Source organism: Flavobacterium gossypii (assembly GCF_014138495.1).
Taxonomy (GTDB): domain Bacteria; phylum Bacteroidota; class Bacteroidia; order Flavobacteriales; family Flavobacteriaceae; genus Flavobacterium; species Flavobacterium endophyticum.
On record NZ_JACJIS010000003.1, the window covers coordinates 272,838 to 293,358 of the forward strand.

Annotated in this window: 15 protein-coding genes; 8 read left to right on the top strand and 7 right to left on the bottom strand. The window is 41.4% G+C overall.

From position 1 onward, the window contains the following. Nucleotides 1-235 precede the first annotated feature (235 nt). The 4 genes from obgE to GGR22_RS14320 all read right to left on the bottom strand — a co-directional run bounded on the left by obgE (nucleotide 236) and on the right by GGR22_RS14320 (nucleotide 3,819). Nucleotides 236-1,270, bottom strand: a complete 1,035-nt coding sequence (gene obgE / locus GGR22_RS14305) for a GTPase ObgE (protein ID WP_182494205.1) — start codon at nucleotides 1,268-1,270, stop codon at nucleotides 236-238. 88 nt (nucleotides 1,271-1,358) lie between these two features. Further along, entirely contained in the window at nucleotides 1,359-2,633 is a 1,275-nt protein-coding gene (locus GGR22_RS14310) for a hemolysin family protein (RefSeq protein ID WP_121376856.1), read from the bottom strand. Between the two features lie 15 nt (nucleotides 2,634-2,648). Continuing rightward, entirely contained in the window at nucleotides 2,649-3,221 is a 573-nt protein-coding gene (locus tag GGR22_RS14315) for an adenylate kinase (protein ID WP_121376857.1), read from the bottom strand. 67 nt (nucleotides 3,222-3,288) lie between these two features. Further along, the gene (locus GGR22_RS14320; RefSeq protein WP_182494206.1) at nucleotides 3,289-3,819 is read right to left on the bottom strand and encodes a phosphoribosyltransferase; all 531 of its coding nucleotides are present in this window, start codon (nucleotides 3,817-3,819) and stop codon (nucleotides 3,289-3,291) included. A gap of 189 nt (nucleotides 3,820-4,008) precedes the next feature. Between GGR22_RS14320 and GGR22_RS14325 the strand changes: the two genes are divergently transcribed. From GGR22_RS14325 to GGR22_RS14335, 3 genes are read left to right on the top strand one after another with little or no spacing between them, the layout of a single operon-like run. Next, complete coding sequence (locus tag GGR22_RS14325) at nucleotides 4,009-5,283, top strand: PQQ-dependent sugar dehydrogenase (RefSeq protein WP_182494207.1); 1,275 nt, start codon at nucleotides 4,009-4,011, stop codon at nucleotides 5,281-5,283. Between the two features lie 49 nt (nucleotides 5,284-5,332). Continuing rightward, nucleotides 5,333-6,070: a DUF3667 domain-containing protein gene (locus GGR22_RS14330; RefSeq protein ID WP_182494208.1), complete on the top strand. Its 738-nt coding sequence runs from the start codon at nucleotides 5,333-5,335 to the stop codon at nucleotides 6,068-6,070. A 1-nt stretch (nucleotide 6,071) separates the two neighbouring features. Further along, the gene (locus tag GGR22_RS14335) at nucleotides 6,072-6,626 is read left to right on the top strand and encodes a hypothetical protein (protein ID WP_182494209.1); all 555 of its coding nucleotides are present in this window, start codon (nucleotides 6,072-6,074) and stop codon (nucleotides 6,624-6,626) included. A gap of 69 nt (nucleotides 6,627-6,695) precedes the next feature. On the opposite strand, the gene ppk1 is transcribed toward GGR22_RS14335, so the two are convergent. The 3 genes from ppk1 to GGR22_RS14350 form a co-directional block, all read right to left on the bottom strand. Continuing rightward, nucleotides 6,696-8,765 carry a polyphosphate kinase 1 gene (gene ppk1, locus GGR22_RS14340; RefSeq protein WP_182494210.1) on the bottom strand — a complete coding sequence of 690 codons (2,070 nt, stop codon included), beginning with the start codon at nucleotides 8,763-8,765 and terminating at the stop codon, nucleotides 6,696-6,698. Nucleotides 8,766-8,843: 78 nt separating this feature from the next. Beyond that, nucleotides 8,844-9,671, bottom strand: coding sequence for a T9SS type A sorting domain-containing protein (locus GGR22_RS14345; RefSeq protein WP_246336970.1), 828 nt, complete (start codon nucleotides 9,669-9,671; stop codon nucleotides 8,844-8,846). A gap of 2 nt (nucleotides 9,672-9,673) precedes the next feature. Further along, a complete protein-coding gene (locus tag GGR22_RS14350) occupies nucleotides 9,674-10,270 on the bottom strand; it encodes an FG-GAP-like repeat-containing protein (RefSeq protein ID WP_182494212.1) in 597 nt (198 codons plus the stop codon). A 351-nt stretch (nucleotides 10,271-10,621) separates the two neighbouring features. Between GGR22_RS14350 and GGR22_RS14355 the strand changes: the two genes are divergently transcribed. From GGR22_RS14355 to GGR22_RS14375, 5 genes are all read left to right on the top strand, one after another. Continuing rightward, complete coding sequence (locus tag GGR22_RS14355; protein WP_182494213.1) at nucleotides 10,622-11,032, top strand: helix-turn-helix domain-containing protein; 411 nt, start codon at nucleotides 10,622-10,624, stop codon at nucleotides 11,030-11,032. A 743-nt stretch (nucleotides 11,033-11,775) separates the two neighbouring features. Further along, entirely contained in the window at nucleotides 11,776-12,357 is a 582-nt protein-coding gene (locus GGR22_RS14360) for a phage tail protein (RefSeq protein ID WP_182494214.1), read from the top strand. A 39-nt stretch (nucleotides 12,358-12,396) separates the two neighbouring features. After that, nucleotides 12,397-13,524 carry an ABC transporter substrate-binding protein gene (locus GGR22_RS14365; protein WP_182494215.1) on the top strand — a complete coding sequence of 376 codons (1,128 nt, stop codon included), beginning with the start codon at nucleotides 12,397-12,399 and terminating at the stop codon, nucleotides 13,522-13,524. Nucleotides 13,525-13,540: 16 nt separating this feature from the next. Next, entirely contained in the window at nucleotides 13,541-19,243 is a 5,703-nt protein-coding gene (locus GGR22_RS14370; RefSeq protein WP_182494216.1) for a T9SS type A sorting domain-containing protein, read from the top strand. 164 nt (nucleotides 19,244-19,407) lie between these two features. Continuing rightward, nucleotides 19,408-20,451, top strand: a complete 1,044-nt coding sequence (locus GGR22_RS14375; RefSeq protein ID WP_182494217.1) for an NAD(P)-dependent alcohol dehydrogenase — start codon at nucleotides 19,408-19,410, stop codon at nucleotides 20,449-20,451. Nucleotides 20,452-20,521 lie beyond the last annotated feature (70 nt).

Consider the following 20,521-nt stretch of genomic DNA (forward strand, 5'->3'; position numbering starts at 1 on the left):
CCATTGTGTCCTTCTGAAGATGAGGCTTATACAGCATCGATTCTGCGGTGTCAGAAGAACGGGTGGGGGACTCAAAATATATTCACGCAAAAATAACGAATAATTTACATTTGATTAATAATCTCTAGAAAATTACAGTCAGATGCTGCCGATAGGCGCTATCTATAGTGATGAGTTTTTCAAACGAATTGATGAAAACAAAATATAAAAAAAGCGACTCAATGAGTCGCTTTTTTTATGCTTCTGGAGTAGCCTGAATTTGATTTTCTTCAGAATTCAGCATTTCCCAAAGTTTGTCTTTCAATTCTAGCAAGCCTTGATTGGCTATCGAAGAGATGAAATGGTATTTTAATCCTTTGAAATCTTTATCTAGCTGTACTTTCATTTCGGCCTTCAGTTCCTCATCGAGCATGTCTGATTTTGAAATCACGATAAATCTTTCCTTATCTAAAATCTCTGGATTGTAGCGACGTAATTCATCCAAAAGAATTTCGTATTCTTTTTTGATATCATCAGCATCTGCCGGAATCAAAAACAACAGGACTGAATTTCTTTCGATATGTCTTAAGAAATAATGCCCGAGTCCTTTTCCTTCTGCAGCGCCTTCAATAATACCCGGAATATCGGCCATTACAAACGATTGAAAATCCCTGTAGGCTACAATTCCTAAATTTGGCTTTAATGTCGTAAAAGGATAGTCGGCAATTTTTGGCTTAGCCGAAGTCAGTACCGACAGCAAAGTCGATTTTCCTGCATTTGGAAAACCTACCAAACCAACATCTGCCAGAACTTTAAGTTCTAAGATTACGTCAATTTCGTTGGCTGGCATTCCAGGCTGCGAATATCTTGGCGTCTGGTTGGTAGAGCTTCTAAAGTGCCAGTTTCCTAGACCTCCTTTTCCTCCTTTTGCCACAATTTTTTTCTCGCCGTGTTCGGTAATCTCAAATAAAATCTCGTTGGTTTCTTTATCACGGACAACAGTTCCTAACGGAACTTCGATAAATTTATCTTCTCCATCAGCACCCGTGCTTCTCGCACTTCCACCATCACCGCCGTGACCCGCTTTAACGTGTTTTGCAAACTTTAAGTGAAACAATGTCCAAAGCCCTTTGTTTCCCACTAAATATACGTGTCCACCGCGTCCACCGTCACCACCATCCGGGCCGCCTTTTTCAATAAATTTCTCTCTATGCAAATGCGTCGATCCTTTCCCTCCTTTTCCGGAAGAAACATAAATCTTAACGTAATCTACAAAATTTCCCTCTGTCATTTTCTTTGTTTAAAGTGTAAATTTTAAGGTTTAAAGCAACAGTATTCTGCTGACTCTAAACCTTAAACTCTATACTGTTTCTTTTTATTTATTCTTTTAGTGAACGCACCAAAACCTTGTCGATTTTAACGCCGTCCATATCTATAACTTCTAGTTCGAATAGGTTCCAGATTAGTTTTTCGCCTTGTTTCGGAATATAGGAAAGCTCTGTCATGATCAAGCCGCTCACTGTCGTAACTTCATAATCATTAATAAGCTCGTCCAAATCAAAATAGGTCAAAAAGTCATGGAGCGAATAATGTCCGTCCACTAACCAAGTTCCATCTTCTCTAGCTACAAGCTGGAATTCTTCATGATAAAAATCAGAAGCATCGCCAACTAGAGCTTCCAAGATATCATTTAAGGTAATCATCCCTTGCGTGATTCCGTACTCGTCGGTCACGATAGCATAATGTACTTTGGTCTTCTTGAAAATATCCAACGCCTTATAAGCCGAAGTGTGTTCGATCAAATAGACCGGTTCCTTCATTATTTCTCTTAGGTTGAAGTTGCCGTTTTCAAATTTGGCGAACAAATCCTTAAGCAATACAACCCCTACTACTTCATCTAAACTTTCTTCGCATACCGGATAAACGGAGTGGATTTCGTCTAAAACTTTTTGCTTTAACGTAGCAAAATCATCTTCTAAAGAAAGATAATCAACCGATTTCCTGTGGGTCATCAAGGAGTTTACCTTTCTGTCACCAATGTGGAAAACACGTTCCACGATATCTTGCTCGATTTCTTGTACTTCGCCGACCTCAGTTCCTTCTTTGATAATGGCCTTGATTTCTTCCTCAGTTACTTTTCCATCGGCAGTAGGCCTGATTCGGAATAATTTTAGTAATGATTCTGTAGAAATGGTCAAAAGCCAGATAAACGGAGCCGTGATAACCGAAATTATTTTCATCGGCAAGGCTACCGTTTTAGCGATAGACTCTGGATAATTCAATCCTATCCTTTTTGGAAGCAATTCGCCCAATACCAGCGAGAAGAAAGTCAGCACAACAACTACAATTCCAACAGAAAGATTGGCAGAATACGGTTGAAGGACTTCAAACTGGTCTAAGAAAATCTTTACATCATCAGTGACTTTATCACCTGAATAAATACCTGTTAAGATTCCGATTAATGTGATTCCGATTTGAACAGTCGACAAAAATTTGTTTGGTGAATTGGCCAAATCCAGTGCGGTTTTAGCGCTCGTATTCCCCTTTTTTGCAGAAGTTTCCAATCTGTTTTTTCGCGCTGATATCAATGCGATTTCCGACATCGAAAAAACACCATTCAAAAGGATTAAAAAGAAAATTATAGCTATTTCCAAGATTTATAAATTAAGTTAAAGGCTATCGATTACAGTACTTAATCGATGTGTAATTTCTTCTATGGAACCGATTCCGTCCACAGCATGAAATTTATTTTGTGCTTTATAATAGTCCATTAATGGAGCTGTTTTTTCGTTGTATTCTTGATAACGGTTCCTGATTTTTTCTTCATCTTGGTCATCAGGTCTACCTGATGTTTTTCCTCTTTCTAAAAGTCTTTTTACCAATATCTCATCATTGGCTTCCAAAGCAACCGTTGCCGTAATTTTTTCGTCTTTAGACTCCAAAAATTTATCTAAAGCTTCTGCTTGCGACAAAGTTCTTGGAAATCCGTCAAAAAGAAACCCTCTAGATTCTGGGTTTTTATCAACCTCGCTTTGCAGCATCTGTATTGTTACTTCATCTGGAACTAAATCACCTTTGTCCATATAGGTCTTCGCCAATTTGCCAAGTTCCGTTTCATTTTTAATATTAAATCTAAAAATATCACCCGTTGAAAGATGGGTCAGATTGTATTTTCCTTTTAAGAATTCAGCCTGTGTTCCTTTTCCTGCCCCAGGCTTTCCAAATAATACGATATTAATCATTGTGTTAGTTGTGAGTTATTATATGCCAGGATTTTTCAATCCAAAATGTTGTAATCTTTAGATTTTATTATTCTTTCAATTGGTATACTTCCGGAATGTTTCTTCCCAGTCCGTCATAATCCAAACCAAACCCAACGATGAATCTGTTTGGAATTTCAATACCAATATAATCAATTTTTATATCTTTTTTATATGCTTCGGGCTTTAAAAACAAAGTAGCGATTTTGAGCCGCTTTACATTTTGCGCTTCAAACATGGCTTTCAGTTCGACCAAAGTATTTCCCGTGTCGACAATATCTTCTATCACGACAACGGTTCTTCCCGATAAATCTTGATTAAGTCCAATGAGTTTTTTTACTTCATTGGTTGTAGAAATGCCTTCATAGGAGGCTAATTTCACAAAGCTCACTTCGCAAGCTTTTGGATAGTGTTTCATGAAGTCTGAAACAACCATAAAGGCGCCGTTCAAAACGCCCACAAACAGGGGTATCTCTTCGTCTAGGTCTTCTGCCACTTCCTGCGCCATCTTGGCTATGGCAGCATCAATTTCCTTTGCGCTGATGAAAGGAACAAAATGTTTGTCGTGAAGCTGTATCACAATTATATTGTTAAATAATAAGTTGCAAATATACTAAAATAGAATCCAGCTATTTTACAATTTATTTCAGTTTTATTACAATTTTATTTTTGTTAAATAATATTTAATATTCTGCAGGTCCAGAGGATAAAAAATTTAAAATCAGTAAATTCAAGCTCCGAAAAAAGAACCGCTAAAACTTTTCCAGCTATGAAAACGAGAATTTCACTCCTAATAACAAGCATCGCTTTTTCTTTCCTATCTTGTAATGGACAGGTTTCAAAACAAGAAAAAAAACAGGCCTCAAAACAAGGCGATGTTGTCGTAAAAACGGCTATTGGCGACCTTACGCTTCCTGCTCCCTATTCTTCTGAATCTGTCACCAAAAGAAGTCAGATGAAAGAATGGCCTGCAGGAGTCACTCCCAAAGCTCCTGAAGGCTTTGTAGTCACCAAATTTGCCGACGGCCTCAAGAATCCGCGTTGGACTTACATCGCTCCAAACAATGACATTTTTGTAGTAGAAAGCAGCACTTTTAAAAGCGCCAACCAGATTACTGTTTTTCGAGACAAAGACAACGATGGTGTTTTTGAAACTAGAGAAGTCTTTAAGGAAGGCCTAAATATGCCTTTCGGAATGCTCATCCTTGGGAACTATTTTTATATCGCCAATACCGATGGATTATACCGTTTTCCTTACAAACAAGGTGACCTGAAGCTCAAAGGAAGCGGAGAGAAGATTTTGGAGCTTCCTGCCGGAGGCTACAACAATCATTGGACGAGAAACCTTTTGGCTAGTCCAGACGGATCAAAAATATATGTTTCTGTCGGATCGGCTAGCAACAATGCCGAGCATGGCATGGAAGTGGAAAAAAGACGCGCCAACATACTTGAAATAAATCCAGACGGTACGGGAGAAAAAATCTATGCCAGCGGATTAAGAAATCCTGTCGGAATGGACTGGAATCCTGCGAACAATGAACTTTGGACAGCCGTAAACGAGCGTGATGACTTGGGCGACGAACTCGTTCCGGATTATATTACCAGCGTTAAAAGAGGAGGATTTTATGGCTGGCCTTATTCCTATTATGGACAGATTGAAGACCCTCGAATGAAAGGCCAGGGCAAAGAACTCGTAGCCAAAGCCATTATTCCAGACATTCCTGTAGGCACGCACACGGCATCACTTGGACTAGCCTTTTATGACAAGCAGGCATTTCCTGCCGAATATAGAAACGGCGCTTTTGTCGGACAGCACGGCTCGTGGAATCGTTCGATATTAAGCGGCTACAAAATACTTTTTGTCCCTTTCAAAAATGGAAAACCTGCTGGAAAACCAATAGATTTCTTAACCGGATTTATAGCCGATGAGAAAAAAGCAGAAGTTTATGGTCGTCCTGTTGCTGTAACCGTCATGAACGACGGATCGCTTTTAGTAAATGACGACAGCGGCAATACAATCTGGAGAGTGGCCGTTAAAAAATAAACTTCCAAAACAAATTATTTTAATAATTTTACGCCAAATAGCGTAATCTATGAATGCAATATGCAAAAACTGCGGGCAAGAAATTAATGGAAATTTCTGTAGCAAATGCGGCCAGTCTGCTGATACGCATCCGATAAATCTTCATTATCTCTGGCACGACATACAGCATGGCGTTTTTCATTTTGACAAAGGATTGCTTTACACCGCCAAGGAGCTTTTTACGAGACCCGGCCATTCTATTAGGGAATTTATTGAAGGCAAAAGAGTCAGCCATTTCAAGCCGACAGCAATGATTTTTCTGCTCGGTTCTTTCTATGGTCTGCTGTATCATTATTTTCATATTGAGATTCCAGACAATACAGCCAGTGGAGATTCCAAGCAAGCAACACAAATCATGAGCAACTGGATTATTGAGCATTATGCTTTGGCTACTCTGTTCACTATTCCTCTCATATCCATCGCGTCTTTTTTTTCCTTTTGGAAAAGAGGATACAATCTGGTAGAGCATCTAGTGCTAAATTCTTTTATTGCCGGACAGAAATTGATGCTACAATTCGTTTTTTTTCCACTGCTTTATATATTTAATGGGTCGAAAACAATGCTGCTTCTTTCTGGAATATCCATATTAATTGATTTCCTATTGGCAATCTGGACCTACAATCAGTTTTTCAATACGCAATCTACCCTAAGAAATCTTTTGAGAACCCTTCTGACCTATGTGTACTTTTTTATACTGACTGTAATAATAAGTACAGTTATGGAAATGTTTATCAACGGAAATCATTGATATGAATTCAGATTTTATCCAAATTTTAGAGAAAAGCACTGCGCACCGCCTCAGCAGAGAATCACTATCTGACGATGTCATTAAAAAACCTGAGTTATTACAGAATCTGATGGCAGTATTGCTGAATACAAAAGACAAGAAACACCACAAAGCCTGCTGGGTTTCGGAACTGGTTTTTGAAAAAAACATCGACTGGCTTTCTCCTTATCTGGATGTTTTCTGCAAGACGCTTTCTTCTTATTCGCATGACGGCGCACTTCGTTCCGTTTCAAAAATTTGTCTTTTTTCGGCGAGCCACCATCTCAAAAAGCTAAAATCAGGAGAAGTCTTTCTGACAGACAATCAGCTCGAACTCATGATCGAATCTTGCTTTGATTGGCTCATTACCGACCAAAAAGTCGCAACAAAAGCGTATGCCATGAGAGCGCTTTATTCTTTTGGAAAAGTGAAAGATTGGGTTTATCCGGAGCTGAAAGTTATTTTGCAACAAGACTATCCGAATCATTCGGCTGCTTATAAATTGGCTTCCAAAGAAATTCTGACGAAACTAAAATAGGAGTATTTTTAATTCATTTAGAAAGGCAGAACCATAACGATTTTCTCTGCATTGAAACTTGATAGCCCATCAAGCTTTTTCAGACAAGTATTCATAGATTTTTTCCTGCGAACGTACTAGTGTCTTATCATTTCTAACTGGAATATTTTGAAGCGTTGAACCGATCCATACCGCTTTGACGTTATCTTCAAGCTGAAAGTCCAAGATATCCAATAATTCCTTTTTTAAATTTGGATCATAAATCGGGAAGCAGACTTCTATCCTATTATAAATATTTCGATTCATCCAATCCGCAGAACCCATATAAATCAATGGATCGCCATTATTATCAAACACAAAAATCCTTCCATGTTCCAGATTCCTGTCCACAATTCGCCTTACGGAAATTGTTTCGCTCATACCCGGAATCCCTGGAACAAGACAGCATATTCCCCTGACAATTAATTGGATTTTTACGCCTGATTTAGACGCTTCGTATAATTTTTCAATCAGACTCTTCTCTTCCAGATTGTTCAGCTTGATTGTTATTCCGGAACTCAAGCCTTTTTTATGATTCTGGATTTCGTTATCAATCAAAGCAATGAACTTCTCTCTCAAGCTGAATTTGGCTACCAGCAGATGCTTGAAATCAATCTTATATTTCTTGGGATTTTTCTTAATGGTTGCCAGTAAATGGAAGGCTTTCTCCAAGTCCTTCAGCATTTCTTTATGGGCGGTCATCAAGATATGGTCCGTATAAAATCGTGCCGTGTTTTCATTCAGGTTGCCAGTCGCAAACAAACCTATAGGAGCTAGTTTGCTCTGTTTCTTGAACTTTACGAGCGCTATCTTGGCGTGTACTTTTAGCGACGGAATGCTATAGACGATCTTCACTCCTGCTTTTTTCAACTGCTTGGACCATTTTATATTGTTGGCTTCATCAAACCTTGCTTTTAATTCCACCACAACCGTAACCTTCTTGCCATTTTTTGCCGCACTGATCAAAGCATTGGCAATTTTCGAATCACTGGCCACGCGATACAGCGTTACATACACTTCTTCGACATCTTGGTTTATAGATGCTTCATTAAAAAAGCGCAACACACCATCATACGACTGATAAGGCACGTGAAACAGCATGTCTTTTTCTGCAACAACTTCAAAAAGATTTTTCCCTAAAGGCACGGCTGTAGAAATCGGCGTTATTTTAGGATAGGACAGGCTCTCTTTTCTCAGCGGCAACGAAGCCAAATCTTTCAGATTGTGATAACATCCGCCCAAAACAACAGTAGCGTCTTTTAGCTTAAAGGCATCAATCAGCGATTGCAAAAATGGCGGCGGCATCCTATAATCAAACAAAAAACGGGTCGCAAAGCTATAATCGCGCTTGGCAATTTTTTTCTCCATTTTTTCGGCCATGGCTTCATCATATTCGTCATCGAGTTCCAAGGCCGCATCGCGAGTAATCTTGAAATTATAATCTGCTAGCAGTTTTTGATCTTTAAAGATAAGCGAGAGTCCGAATTTTATGATATCATCTAAAAAGAGAATGTAGTTTTTGGTTCCTTTTTTTACAGAAAAAAAGCGCGGCAAATCGTCTGAAGGAATGTTCAAGATAAACAGCTTGTACAAGTCGGCTCCTTCTTCAATCGCGACAAGCTTATACAGTTTATTATTTTCTGGAAAGAAGTCTATTTCTTTAGCCGACATGTCGACAACTTGTATAAACGCCAGCACTTCGGTAAAAAAATAATGGGTAATTTCTTCATGAATGCTGTCCGGAATAAGCTCGTTATAGAGCAGATGGAATTTTTCTTTCTTAAGGGCAGGAAGTATTTTTTCTGATATTATAGTCCCAAAAACATGCTGCTGGTCATCTACGATATGCTGGATCTTGTCCAATATATGCTGGTAGGCAAACCCATTTTCGGCTTCGCTTTTAGAAATTTTCTTCAGTGCCATCAATGACGGTATCCTTACTCGGTAAAATTCGTCGAGATTAGAAGAGTAGATAGAAAGAAATTTTATCCTTTCAAAAAGCGGCACATCAGCGGCCGCCGCTTCATGAAGCACTCTTTCGTTAAACGACAGCCAGCTGACATCTCTGTCAAAAAAATTAGGTTTTAAGCCAGCTTCTTTGCTCTTGGTTTCCAGAATCATATAGTATCAAAATAGATATAAAAATATTAATTTAGGATGACTAAATCATTAAGACACTATTATTCTTTTCTGGCATTGTCATGATTTCACGATGCGCTGTACCTGTGTTCCCGAATCGGTTGTTACCTTCATCAGGTAGACTCCCGCAGCAAGAGCGTCAAAGTGTACGACTGGATTGGTGCCGTGTGCAAAATCTTCTGAATATACAAGCTGTCCGAAAAGCGAATACACATCAGCCTTCAGCGCTTGTACTCCTGAAGGCAGCGTCAAATAAAGCGATGCCGCAACTGGATTTGGATAAAAGCGGATATTTTTTGCTTCCGGATTTTCTGTACCCAGAAAAAGCTCGTTAAGAAAAAGCTTTGATATCGTTCCAGCTTCAGACAGTCCGGTGAGCAAAAAGTCCAAATCAATATCGCCATCCACATCGGCAAATGCCACATCAGCATTATTCAATCCTTGAAAAGGAACTGTCGCTGGAGTAAATCCTCCCGAAGCGCCATTATTCATATACAGATCTGCCCTCCTATTCGGATTCCTGTAGCCTGAGATAAAAACATCGGGATAGCCATCATTGTTCACATCGGCAAAAACACTTCTTCCGTACTGCGCGCCTATAAAAGGAACGTCAGGAACCAGCGTAAAATTGCCATTGCCGTCATTGCTATACAAAAGCGCCACTTTCGCGCTTACAGCATCCGCACCAACAACAAGCAGATCTTTGTCACCATCATTATCAAAATCCCCTGCCGAAACAGAACCTGTCTGGATAGGCGCTATCGGCGTGGCACGTATCGTAAAACTGCCATTTCCGTTATTCTTATACAAAGTATTCACGAGTATATTGTTTGAGGTATTTCCGGTAACAAAAACATCAAGAAAGCCGTCGCCGTCAAAGTCTTCCAGAACTACAGAACTCCTAAAAACACCCGGTGCAGTAAAGCCGCTCTGGGCCGCAGTAAGTAGCGTAAATTGCCATTGCCATCATTTTTATACAATTCCGTAATGCCATAGAAGCTGGTAGAAAAACCTGTAACTACCAAATCATTATCACCGTCATTATCGATATCGCCAAAAGCCAAAGCGCCATAGGTGCTCTGCGTAAATTCTACCGTTGAAAGGCTATAGTTTCCAGAACCATTGTTGATATACAGCTTGGTTGTCGGACCCGGCGTATTACCAGCAACAACCAAATCTGGAAAATTATCGCCATTCACGTCTCCGAAAGCCGCAGCACCTTCACGGATCTTGATAAAAGTAGTTCCGTCCGATAGCGTAAAATTCCCACTGCCGTCATTTTTATACATCCTTGACGTTAGTATGTAGCTTGGATCGGCGCCTCCAGTAAAAAGATCAAGATCGCCATCGCCGTCGATATCTGCAAAATCAACAGAACTATATTGGAGTCCTACTATATCAGGAGTGGGTTTTAACGTAAAATTTTGGGCTTTTGATGCCGTGCACAGCGAAAGAAATACAAGAGAAGAAAGTAAAATTATCTTCATAAGGAACTCATTTAGGGGTTAATAGCTCCTGCAATGTAAGAAATTTATAATCAAGAATAAATAAGCGACTGTATAGAAAATGCGTCCGCACTGCTATCAAAAAAACGCACCGTCTGATAGCCTACAGAAATCAGGGTATTTTTTTTAGTTTTTGCCTATTGCAAATACGAAAAAAACAATAACTTTACGTTTTTGGCAGAAACGCAAAGCCATGGCAAGATTATTAAATATGCCATCGTATGCCATATTTTTCTATATTGGTTCTTGCGTTTTATCACAATAATAGCTGATATGTCTATTATATGTCACAAAGTAAACATATTTATTTATAATAAACAAATTTATTTTCATATGGACGGGAAAATTTTAAAGAAAAAGTTGCAATTACTTGACATACAACTAAATGAAGTTGCAAAAAGATTAGACATTTCTCCCCAAAACCTGCAAAACCGTTTCAAATCGAAAGAAATCACTTTAGATTTCTTGATTGAGATCTCGAAAGCGGTAAATGTTTCTGTTTATTATTTTATAAAAGGAACTATTTATGAAAATGACTTCCTTCAGCCTGACAACCATACGCTAAAAGAACCTGAAAGCGAGTTTCTTATCAACAAAGGCAGTGTTGTGGATGCCAAAAACCAGACAATTGAGATATTAGAACGTGAAGTGGAAGACTTAAGAAACGACAAAGATTTCTTAAAAAAGATAATCGATGCTAAAATAGAATTCGGCAAAAATACTGATAGCGCTTCCGACAACTAATAAACAATTTCGTGAATCACCCCGATTATCACAAAAAGAGATAGTCCTACTAAGATTTTCGGATTTATTACTTCCTACAGGAAATATTTTTCTCTTTCCCAACAATAAAATACAATTGGATTAGCATTCTTAATTACACCTCTATGATTTCAGAATATCGAAATCGATAGACATAGCAAAAAGAATCGAAACAAAATAGCTTCTATAAAAATTAGGCTTCTTTTTAAATCTCCTGCCCTTTTCTTTACGCCCTTTTTGACTTCACAAAATGTGAACATAACGACCATCATTCGATAGGCAAATGCCTTGCTACGCCTGTTTCTATACTAAAATTAGTACAAAAAAGCACTCAAAATCACCTCACTAAATTAGGTGAGGCAAAAATATACCAAAATTGTGGTATTGTATGCGATTTCTAAAAATCGCAATTTTGGAAAGTCGAAAAACAAAGCATTCGAAGAGAAAGTCCCAACTAACCTGCTAAATCTTTTGTTATGTATACTCTTGCTGTCCAAGAAACTCCCTCACTAGCAATTGCACGAAGCATTTTTATGGTCTTTCGCTCCTTATCCTTCTCAAAAAAGAGGATAAAATGCGACATAGCTGCATTTCAACACCCTCATGAAATGCAAGAAGACTGGCAGATGAAAGAAAAATCTGCTTTTCAGTGCAAAAATTCCCTCCTCACAATTGATTTAAAACTAAACAAACAATAAACATTTTAACTTAAAACCTTTAAAACTATGTTCGAACCTTTTCTTGGCCAAATTCAGGCTTATGGATTTAACTTCCCTCCTAGAGGATGGGCTTTCTGCGATGGACAGATCATGTCAATTGCTCAAAACACAGCATTATTTTCCCTTTTAGGTACTACCTATGGCGGAAATGGGCAAACTACATTTGCACTTCCTGATTTGAGAGGAAGATCTATTGTTCACCCAGGATCTGGCCCAGGACTTTCAAACATCTCACAAGGTGAAGTTGCTGGTGTTGAAAGCGTATCTATCCTTATTTCAAACTTACCAGCTCATGCTCACGCATTAGTAAACGGACAAGCAAATGTTGCTACAAAAGTATTGGCAACTAACAATGCAAACGGCAGTAACACTACTGATGGTGGTTCTAACGGATTTGGAGATTCTGGAAACATGCCAGAAATCTACAGAGAATCCCCAACAGGAACAAATGTTGTTGGTGGTGTATCTTCTGTGATTAGCGGTACTACGAGCCTAATTGGTAATAACATTCCAATCGGAATACGTAATCCTTACTTAGGAATATACATGAGCATTGCTCTAGAAGGAATTTTCCCTTCAAGAAACTAATTTTAATGGGGGAGTCAGATCCCCCTTTATTTTACAATTATGATTTCTGAACTAAAAATCGGAATGTTGCTGCCCCAATCAAAGCAATACCCTTTCCTTGACCGCGATTTTATGCGCGGTATTAAGCTGAATGGCCTAAATGTTAAATTTTATGTTGAAAGCATAGGCATTGGAGCAGACGAAAAGATGATTATTGACAAGATGCAAAAACTTTCTTTTCAAGAAGATATCATTTTTTTTGTCGGTTTCTTTGGCCATCGCAACATTGCTAGCGTATATGAATATGCCTCTAGCCATGACCTTTTTCTGTTAGCCACGGACATCGGTTCTAATCTGCCATATCCCGTACAAAAGAAACGAGGCATATACATCAATTCATTTGGTATAGCGGAGTCTTCTTATTATTTGGGACAGTACTTAGCCCAGAACTACAAGAACATCGCAACCTCTTCTTCTTACTATGATTCTGGTTATGGCATCAATCAAGCCGTAGAGATCGGACTGTATCAAAACAATTCAGAATTTTCAGGACATTACATCACTCCCCTGAATCCAAGAGAAAATGAAGCAGACTGCATGCAAGAAACGTTGGCTCCTTTAAAACCAGAAGCCATTTTTGCGTTTCACAGCGGCATCTATGCTGAAGAACACGCTTCCTATCTTATAAAAAACAAGCTGGCGCAAAGCTACCCTTTCTATTTTACCTCATTTTCGATAAGCGACAAGATAAGGCAAGAATATAAAGACGCTTTTGAAGGCGATATTTTGGTTGTAGCTCCTTGGTCAGAAAATCTTAAAAACAAGAAAAACACCCTGTTCATAGAAAAATACAAGGCCATACTCCATGAAAAACCAAGCGTTTTTAGCATGCTCGGATACGAATCAGGACTCATAATCGAGTCGCTGCTTAGAGACGCCGATAGCATTCCTGCTTTGGATAGGCTGATAGAAAGAATGGAAGACGCTCCTGAAGGCCCAAGAGGGAAAATGGAGTTTCATCCAGATACGAACAGGACCCGTTTTGACCACTATATTTTCAAGATGACAGAAGACGAAACACAGGTCGAAGCCGTCTTGAAAAACAACGGAGAATTTATCCAAAAAATCATGTCAGACAGCACGCCGGTAGCGGCTGGCGGCTGGCATAACGCTTATTTATGTCATTAAACCTTAAATTAACCATATGAAAACAAAAATTACTTTTTTTAAAGCCTGTCTGTTTTTCATGATTTGCCTCCTGAGCGGAGTAAAATCGGAAGCGCAGACAATGGCAGCAGGCGACATAGCCTTTATAGGCTATAATACCAGCTCCCCGGAGGGCTTTGCATTTATTGCATTAAATGATCTCCCTGCGGGGCAAACATTGTATTTCACAGAACAGGGATGGGATGGAAATATGTGGATGAACACACTTAACGAACCGCATCTTGCCTATGTCATTCCAGCAGGAATTACTTGCGGAACAGTCATTACTCTCGTAGAAACAGCACCAGATGTACTAACTGTAACTGGAGGCGGAAGCATGACTTTCGCCCAAGGAAGCAGCTTTAACCTCTCTGCTGGAGACCAAATCCTTGCCTACCAATCTACTTCAGGCGTAGCACCAGCTTCGCCTATATTTATTTCTGGTGTTCACGGAGATTATAATTCTTCAAAGTATGATCCAATTACAACATGGAATCCTATTTCCCCGAACAGTACGACATGGGCTACTTCAGACTCTGCCTTGCCTACTGGACTAACAAATGGGACAAATTGTATTTCATTATTTCCGGCACCTGGTCCTGAATATGCAAATGCAAAATACAATGGTACTTTAACAGGAACTTCAATTGCACTTCGTGCTGCAATCAACAATCCTGCAAACTGGATTCATGATGCTACAAATACCACAAGTTATCCTATACAACCTGGAAATTATCCAGCGAGATCTGTAACATGCATCAACTGTACGAACCCTACGGGACCTACATTGGCTGTAGCTTCAGGAACAACTACAATTTGTAATGGAGCAAGCAAGACAATCAACATTACAGGAGCGCTAAACAGCGCTACTACTTGGCGTATCTACTCTGGATCATGCGGCGGAACGTTGGTTACCAGCACCGCTACAGGATCTTTCACAGTAACTCCATCTGCAACAACCACTTACTATGTTCGTGGAGAAGGCGGCTGTGTGACTCCAGGATCATGTGCCACGATAACAATAACTGTAAATCCAGCTATTGTATTAACTACCGGAGGAGGAGTAACAAATACAAGCTGTAATGGTGGAACTAACGGTACGGCTACTGTAGCTCCAACAGGAGGAACACCTCCATATACGTATTCATGGTCTCCATCAGGAGGGACGAATGCTACAGCTACAGGATTAAGTGCAGGAGCTTATACTGTAACTGTAACCGATAATATCGGATGTACGGCTACAAGAACCTTTAGTGTTTTACAACCATCTGCATTAAATGGAAGTACAGTAGTAACGAATATTGCCTGCTTTGGCAACAGTACTGGTGCAATCAACCTGACACCATCAGGCGGTACACCACCTTATACATTTAGCTGGGTTGGTGGTGCTACTACAGAAGACCGTACAGGACTAGCAGCAGGAACTTATTCAGTAACTATTACTGATGCTAATGCTTGTACACATACAATTAGCAACATTGCAGTAGGCCAGCCGGCAGCAGCAATATCTGGAACTACAGTAGTAACCAACGTTGCTTGCTTTGGAGGCAATACAGGCGCTATCAACCTTACGCCAACAGGCGGTGTAGGCCCTTATACCTTTAACTGGGTTGGCGGTGCTACTACCGAAGACCGTGTATTGTTGACGGCAGGTACCTACTCAGTAACCATTACTGACGCCAACGGCTGTACTGGTACCGTTTCTGGTATTACAGTAGGCCAGCCAGCAGCAGCCGTATCTGGAACTGTAGTAGTAACCAACGTAGCTTGTTTTGGAGGCAATACAGGTGCTATCAACCTTACGCCAACAGGCGGAGTAGGCCCTTATACTTTTAACTGGGGCGGCGGTGTCACTACCGAAGACCGTACTACATTGACAGCAGGAACCTATTCGGTAACCATTACTGATGCTAACGGCTGTACAGGTACCGTTTCTGGCATTGTGGTAACCCAACCAGCAGCAGCTGTATCTGCAGTTACTGTAGTGACCAATATTGCTTGTTTTGGTAACTCTACTGGAGCTATCAACCTGACACCAACTGGAGGTGTAGGTCCTTATACCTTTAACTGGGGCGGCGGTATTACTACCGAAGACCGCACCGGATTGGCAGCAGGAACCTATACGGTAACCATTACGGATGCCAATGGTTGTACTGGTACAGTTTCTCCAACGGTAAGTAACGTGTCGGCGGCCGCACTAGGCGGAACGGCTACTAAAACAGACGTAAGCTGCAACGGCGGTTCTAACGGAACGGCAACAGTATCTGTGACCGGAGGAACAACTCCATATTCTTACTCATGGGCTCCATCTGGAGGAACTAATGCTACCGCAACAGGATTGGCAGCAGGAACTTATACCGTAACTGTAACTGATTTCAATGGTTGCCAGATTACAAGAACTGTGACTGTCAATCAGCCAGCAACTGCACTTGGCGGAATAATTACTAAAACAGACATAAGCTGCAACGGCGGTTCTAATGGAACAGCATCTGTAGCCGTGACTGGAGGAACAACCCCATACTCTTACTCATGGTCGCCTTCTGGAGGAACTAATGCTATGGCTACTGGCCTTACAGCAGGAACCTATACCGTAACGGTAACCGATTTCAATGGCTGCCAGATTACAAGAACTACTACTATCAACCAGCCAGCGGCTGCACTTGGTGGAACGATTTCTAAAACAGACATAAGCTGCAACGGCGGGTCTAACGGAACAGCAACTGTAGTCGTGACTGGAGGAACAACTCCATATTCTTACTCATGGTCGCCTTCAGGAGGAACTAATGCCTCTGCAACAGGTCTGGCATCAGGAACCTATACTGTGACCGTTACGGATTTCAACGGATGTCAGATTACAAGAACGGTAACAGTCAACCAGCCAGCAACAGCCTTATCAGCTGCAACAGGCGGTGGCAAAACCGACGTAAGCTGCAACGGCGGTGCTAACGGAACAGCTACAGTAGCGCCAACTGGCGGTACGCCTCCGTATACTTATTCTTGGGCTCCGTCTGGAGGAACCAATGCTACGGCAACAGGATTGGCAGCAGGAACCTATACGGTGACTGTAACCGATAATAATGCATGCCAGGCTACTCGAAGCTTTACCATCAACCAGCCTACTGCTTTGGCTGGAACGGCTTCAAAAACTGACGTAAGCTGCAATGGTGGAAATAACGGTACGGCAACTGTAGCCGTAACTGGAGGTACACCTTCTTATACTTATTCTTGGGCTCCATCTGGAGGAACTGCAGCTACTGCTACAGGACTGGCTGCAGGAACATATACAGTAACGGTAACAGACGCTAATGCTTGCCAGATCACAAGAACCGTTACAGTCAACCAACCAGCGGCTGCTTTGGCAGGAACGGCTTCAAAAACTGACGTAAGCTGCAATGGCGGTGCTAACGGTACGGCAACTGTAGCCGTAACTGGAGGTACCCCTTCTTATACTTATTCTTGGGCTCCATCTGGAGGAACTGCAGCTACTGCTACAGGACTAGCAGCAGGAACATATACAGTAACGGTAACAGATGCTAATGCTTGCCAAATTACAAGAACCGTTACAGTCAACCAGCCAGCGGCTGCATTGGGAGGTACTATATCAAAAACAGACGTAAGCTGCAATGGCGGTGCTAACGGAACAGCAACCGTATCGGCTACTGGAGGAACAACGCCTTATAGCTATTCATGGGCTCCATCTGGAGGAACGAATGCTACTGCTTCAGGATTGGCTTCTGGAACCTATACCGTAACTGTAACCGATTTCAATGGTTGCCAGATTACAAGAACCGTTACAGTCAACCAGCCTGCGGCTCTTACCGCTACAACATCTCAGACTAACGTAAGCTGCAACGGCGGTGCTAACGGAACTGCTTCTGTTACAGCAACGGGAGGAACAGGCGCTTATACGTATTCATGGGCACCTTCAGGAGGTACTGGAGCTACGGCTTCTGGACTGAGTGCTGGAACATACACAGTAACTATTACTGACGCTAATACTTGCCAGATTACAAGAACAGTTACGGTAACTGAGCCTGTTGTCCTTACGGCTACAACATCTCAGACTAACGTAAGCTGCAACGGCGGCACTAACGGAACTGCTTCTGTAACAGTAACAGGCGGAACAGGCGCTTATACGTATTCATGGGCACCTTCAGGAGGTACTGGAGCTACGGCTTCTGGACTATCTGCTGGAACATACACAGTAACTATTACTGACGCTAATACTTGCCAGATTACAAGAACAGTTACGGTAACTGAGCCTGCTGTCCTTACGGCTGCAACATCTCAGACTAACGTAAGCTGCAATGGCGGTGCTAACGGTACTGCATCAGTAGCAGTAACTGGAGGAACAGGTGCTTATACGTATTCATGGGCTCCTTCGGGAGGTACTGCAGCGACTGCTTCAGGATTGGCTGCTGGAACATACACAGTTACTATTACTGATGCTAATTTGTGTCAGATTACAAGAACGGTTACTTTGACTGAGCCTGCTGCTCTTGCAGCTACCACATCACAGATCAACTTGCTCTGTAATGGAGGTGCTAACGGTAGTGCTTCTGTAACAGTAACAGGAGGAACAGGTGCATATACTTATGCTTGGGCTCCATCAGGAGGTACTGCAGCTACGGCTTCAGGACTTTCAGCTGGTACTTATACTGTAACTATAACTGACGCTAACACATGTCAGATTACAAGAACAGTTACGTTGACTGAGCCTGCTGCTCTTGCGGCTACGACGACTCAGACTAACGTAAGCTGCAATGGTGGTGCTAACGGATCGGCTTCTGTTACAGTAACAGGTGGAACAGGTGCTTATACGTATGTATGGGCTCCATCAGGAGGTACTGCGGCTACGGCTTCAGGACTGGCCGCAGGAACGTATACAGTAACTATAAAAGATGCTAATTTGTGTCAGATTACAAGAACGGTTACTATTACAGCACCATCTGCAATTGCTATCGTTCCATCACAGACTAACGTAAGCTGTACTGGAGGTTCTAATGGATCTGCATCAGTAGGAGTATCTGGAGGAACAGGTTCTTACACGTTCTCATGGGCTCCGTCTGGAGGCACTGGAGCTACGGCTACAGGATTGGCAGCAGGAACCTATACAGTAACTGTTACCGACGCTAACTCTTGTATGACTACGCAAAGCTTTACAATTACTACGGTTGCCGACACAACACCACCGACTGTTGTTACAAGCAATATTACCGTACCGCTTACGGCTGGAGCTGCTACAATCACTGCGGCTCAGGTTAACAACGGAAGTACAGACAATTGCGGCATAGCAAGCGTGACTGTTTCACCTAGCACTTTCAACTGTAGTAATGTTGGGGCGAATACCGTAACATTGACAGTAACTGACAACAGCGGTAATGTCGCAACAGGTACTGCTACTGTAACTATTACAGACCCTAGCAATTTCTGCGGTCTTTCTGTTCCTGAATTTGGAGATATCAAAATGAGATTGTATCCAAACCCTACAAACGGAATCGTGACTGTTGAATTCTCTAGAGATGTAACAGCAGAAAAAATAGAAGTATATTCTATCACTGGACAATTGATCCTTTCTGATACGAACAAGACTGCACATTCAAGCCGTCAGTTCAACATGGAAAGATTCCCTTCTGGAGTTTATCTGGTTAAGATAACAACTGCTCAAGGAACTCAAGTAAAACGCTTGATGAGAGAATAATTAGTTAGGTTAAAGTGAATATAGTTCCCCGAAACCGCCTGTGCATCTTGCATGGGCGGTTTTTTTTTACGCCTGTAGAAAAGCTAAAAATAGCTTAACAAAATCAATTGCTTTTTTCCCTACCTTAGTAGTTACGAATTCTAATCCCTTAAAACACAACAAAAATGATAACAACAAAATCATACGCTGCACAGGACAATCAAAGTCCTTTAGCGCCATGGACCTTTGAAAGACGCGAAGTAGGACCTCACGACGTACAGTTCGACATCCAATATTGCGGTGTCTGCCACTCCGACTTACACCAGATCAAAGACGACTGGTTTCCTGGAATCTTTCCGATGGTTCCCGGACATGAAATCATAGGACGCGTAGTCAAAGTAGGCGAGCATGTCAAGAAATTCAAGGTAGGCGATATAGCCGGAACGGGATGTATGGTAGACTCTTGCCGCGAATGTGAAAACTGCCAGAAAGATTTAGAGCAATACTGCCTGAAAGGTAACTCGCAGACCTATAATGGCTTGGAACAAGACGGAAAGACCCCAACGTATGGTGGCTACTCCAATACCATAGTCGTAAACGAAGACTTCGTGCTTCATGTTTCAGACAAATTAAACCTTGCGGCTGTCGCTCCCCTATTGTGTGCCGGAATCACTACCTACTCGCCTCTTAGACATTGGAAAGTAGGAAAAGGACACAAATTAGCTGTATTAGGATTGGGCGGACTAGGCCATATGGCGGTGAAGTTTGGAGTATCGTTTGGTGCCGAAGTGACCGTATTGAGCACTTCGCCTAGCAAAGAAGAAGATGCGCGAAAATTGGGCGCCCATAATTTTGTCGTAACAACCGACGAAGCACAGCTGGCAGCAGCCCGAAACTCTTTTGATTTCATACTCGATACCGTTTCGGCAGAACATGACCTCAACCTCTATCTTTCTTTATTGAAGACAGACGGTACCCATATCTGCGTAGGCGTTCCTTCAAAACCTTCTCCAGTAGCAGCGTTCAGCTTGTTAGGAGGCAGAAAGAGTTTGGCAGGATCTGGAATCGGAGGCATAGCCGAAACTCAAGAAATGCTGGACTATTGCGCCGAGCATGGTATCGTATCTGAAATCGAGATGATCGATATCAAAGACATACAGAATGCGTATGACAGGATGCTGAAAGGCGATGTACGCTACCGTTTTGTTATCGACATGGCAACGCTTTAAAAGCAAACCCTAAATAAATAATTGGCTTTATGCACAGGATACTGTCTTGCGTATAAAGCCAATTATTTTT

Excerpts from the sequence above, each read along its gene's own strand:
- obgE (WP_182494205.1), bottom strand. The coding sequence starts at position 1,270 with ATGACAGAGGGAAATTTTGTAGATTACGTTAAGATTTATGTTTCTTCC.
- GGR22_RS14315 (WP_121376857.1), bottom strand. The coding sequence starts at position 3,221 with ATGATTAATATCGTATTATTTGGAAAGCCTGGGGCAGGAAAAGGAACA.
- GGR22_RS14325 (WP_182494207.1), top strand. The coding sequence starts at position 4,009 with ATGAAAACGAGAATTTCACTCCTAATAACAAGCATCGCTTTTTCTTTC.
- GGR22_RS14330 (WP_182494208.1), top strand. The coding sequence starts at position 5,333 with ATGAATGCAATATGCAAAAACTGCGGGCAAGAAATTAATGGAAATTTC.
- GGR22_RS14335 (WP_182494209.1), top strand. The coding sequence starts at position 6,072 with ATGAATTCAGATTTTATCCAAATTTTAGAGAAAAGCACTGCGCACCGC.
- ppk1 (WP_182494210.1), bottom strand. The coding sequence starts at position 8,765 with ATGATTCTGGAAACCAAGAGCAAAGAAGCTGGCTTAAAACCTAATTTT.
- GGR22_RS14350 (WP_182494212.1), bottom strand. The coding sequence starts at position 10,270 with ATGAAGATAATTTTACTTTCTTCTCTTGTATTTCTTTCGCTGTGCACG.
- GGR22_RS14355 (WP_182494213.1), top strand. The coding sequence starts at position 10,622 with ATGGACGGGAAAATTTTAAAGAAAAAGTTGCAATTACTTGACATACAA.
- GGR22_RS14360 (WP_182494214.1), top strand. The coding sequence starts at position 11,776 with ATGTTCGAACCTTTTCTTGGCCAAATTCAGGCTTATGGATTTAACTTC.
- GGR22_RS14365 (WP_182494215.1), top strand. The coding sequence starts at position 12,397 with ATGATTTCTGAACTAAAAATCGGAATGTTGCTGCCCCAATCAAAGCAA.
- GGR22_RS14370 (WP_182494216.1), top strand. The coding sequence starts at position 13,541 with ATGAAAACAAAAATTACTTTTTTTAAAGCCTGTCTGTTTTTCATGATT.
- GGR22_RS14375 (WP_182494217.1), top strand. The coding sequence starts at position 19,408 with ATGATAACAACAAAATCATACGCTGCACAGGACAATCAAAGTCCTTTA.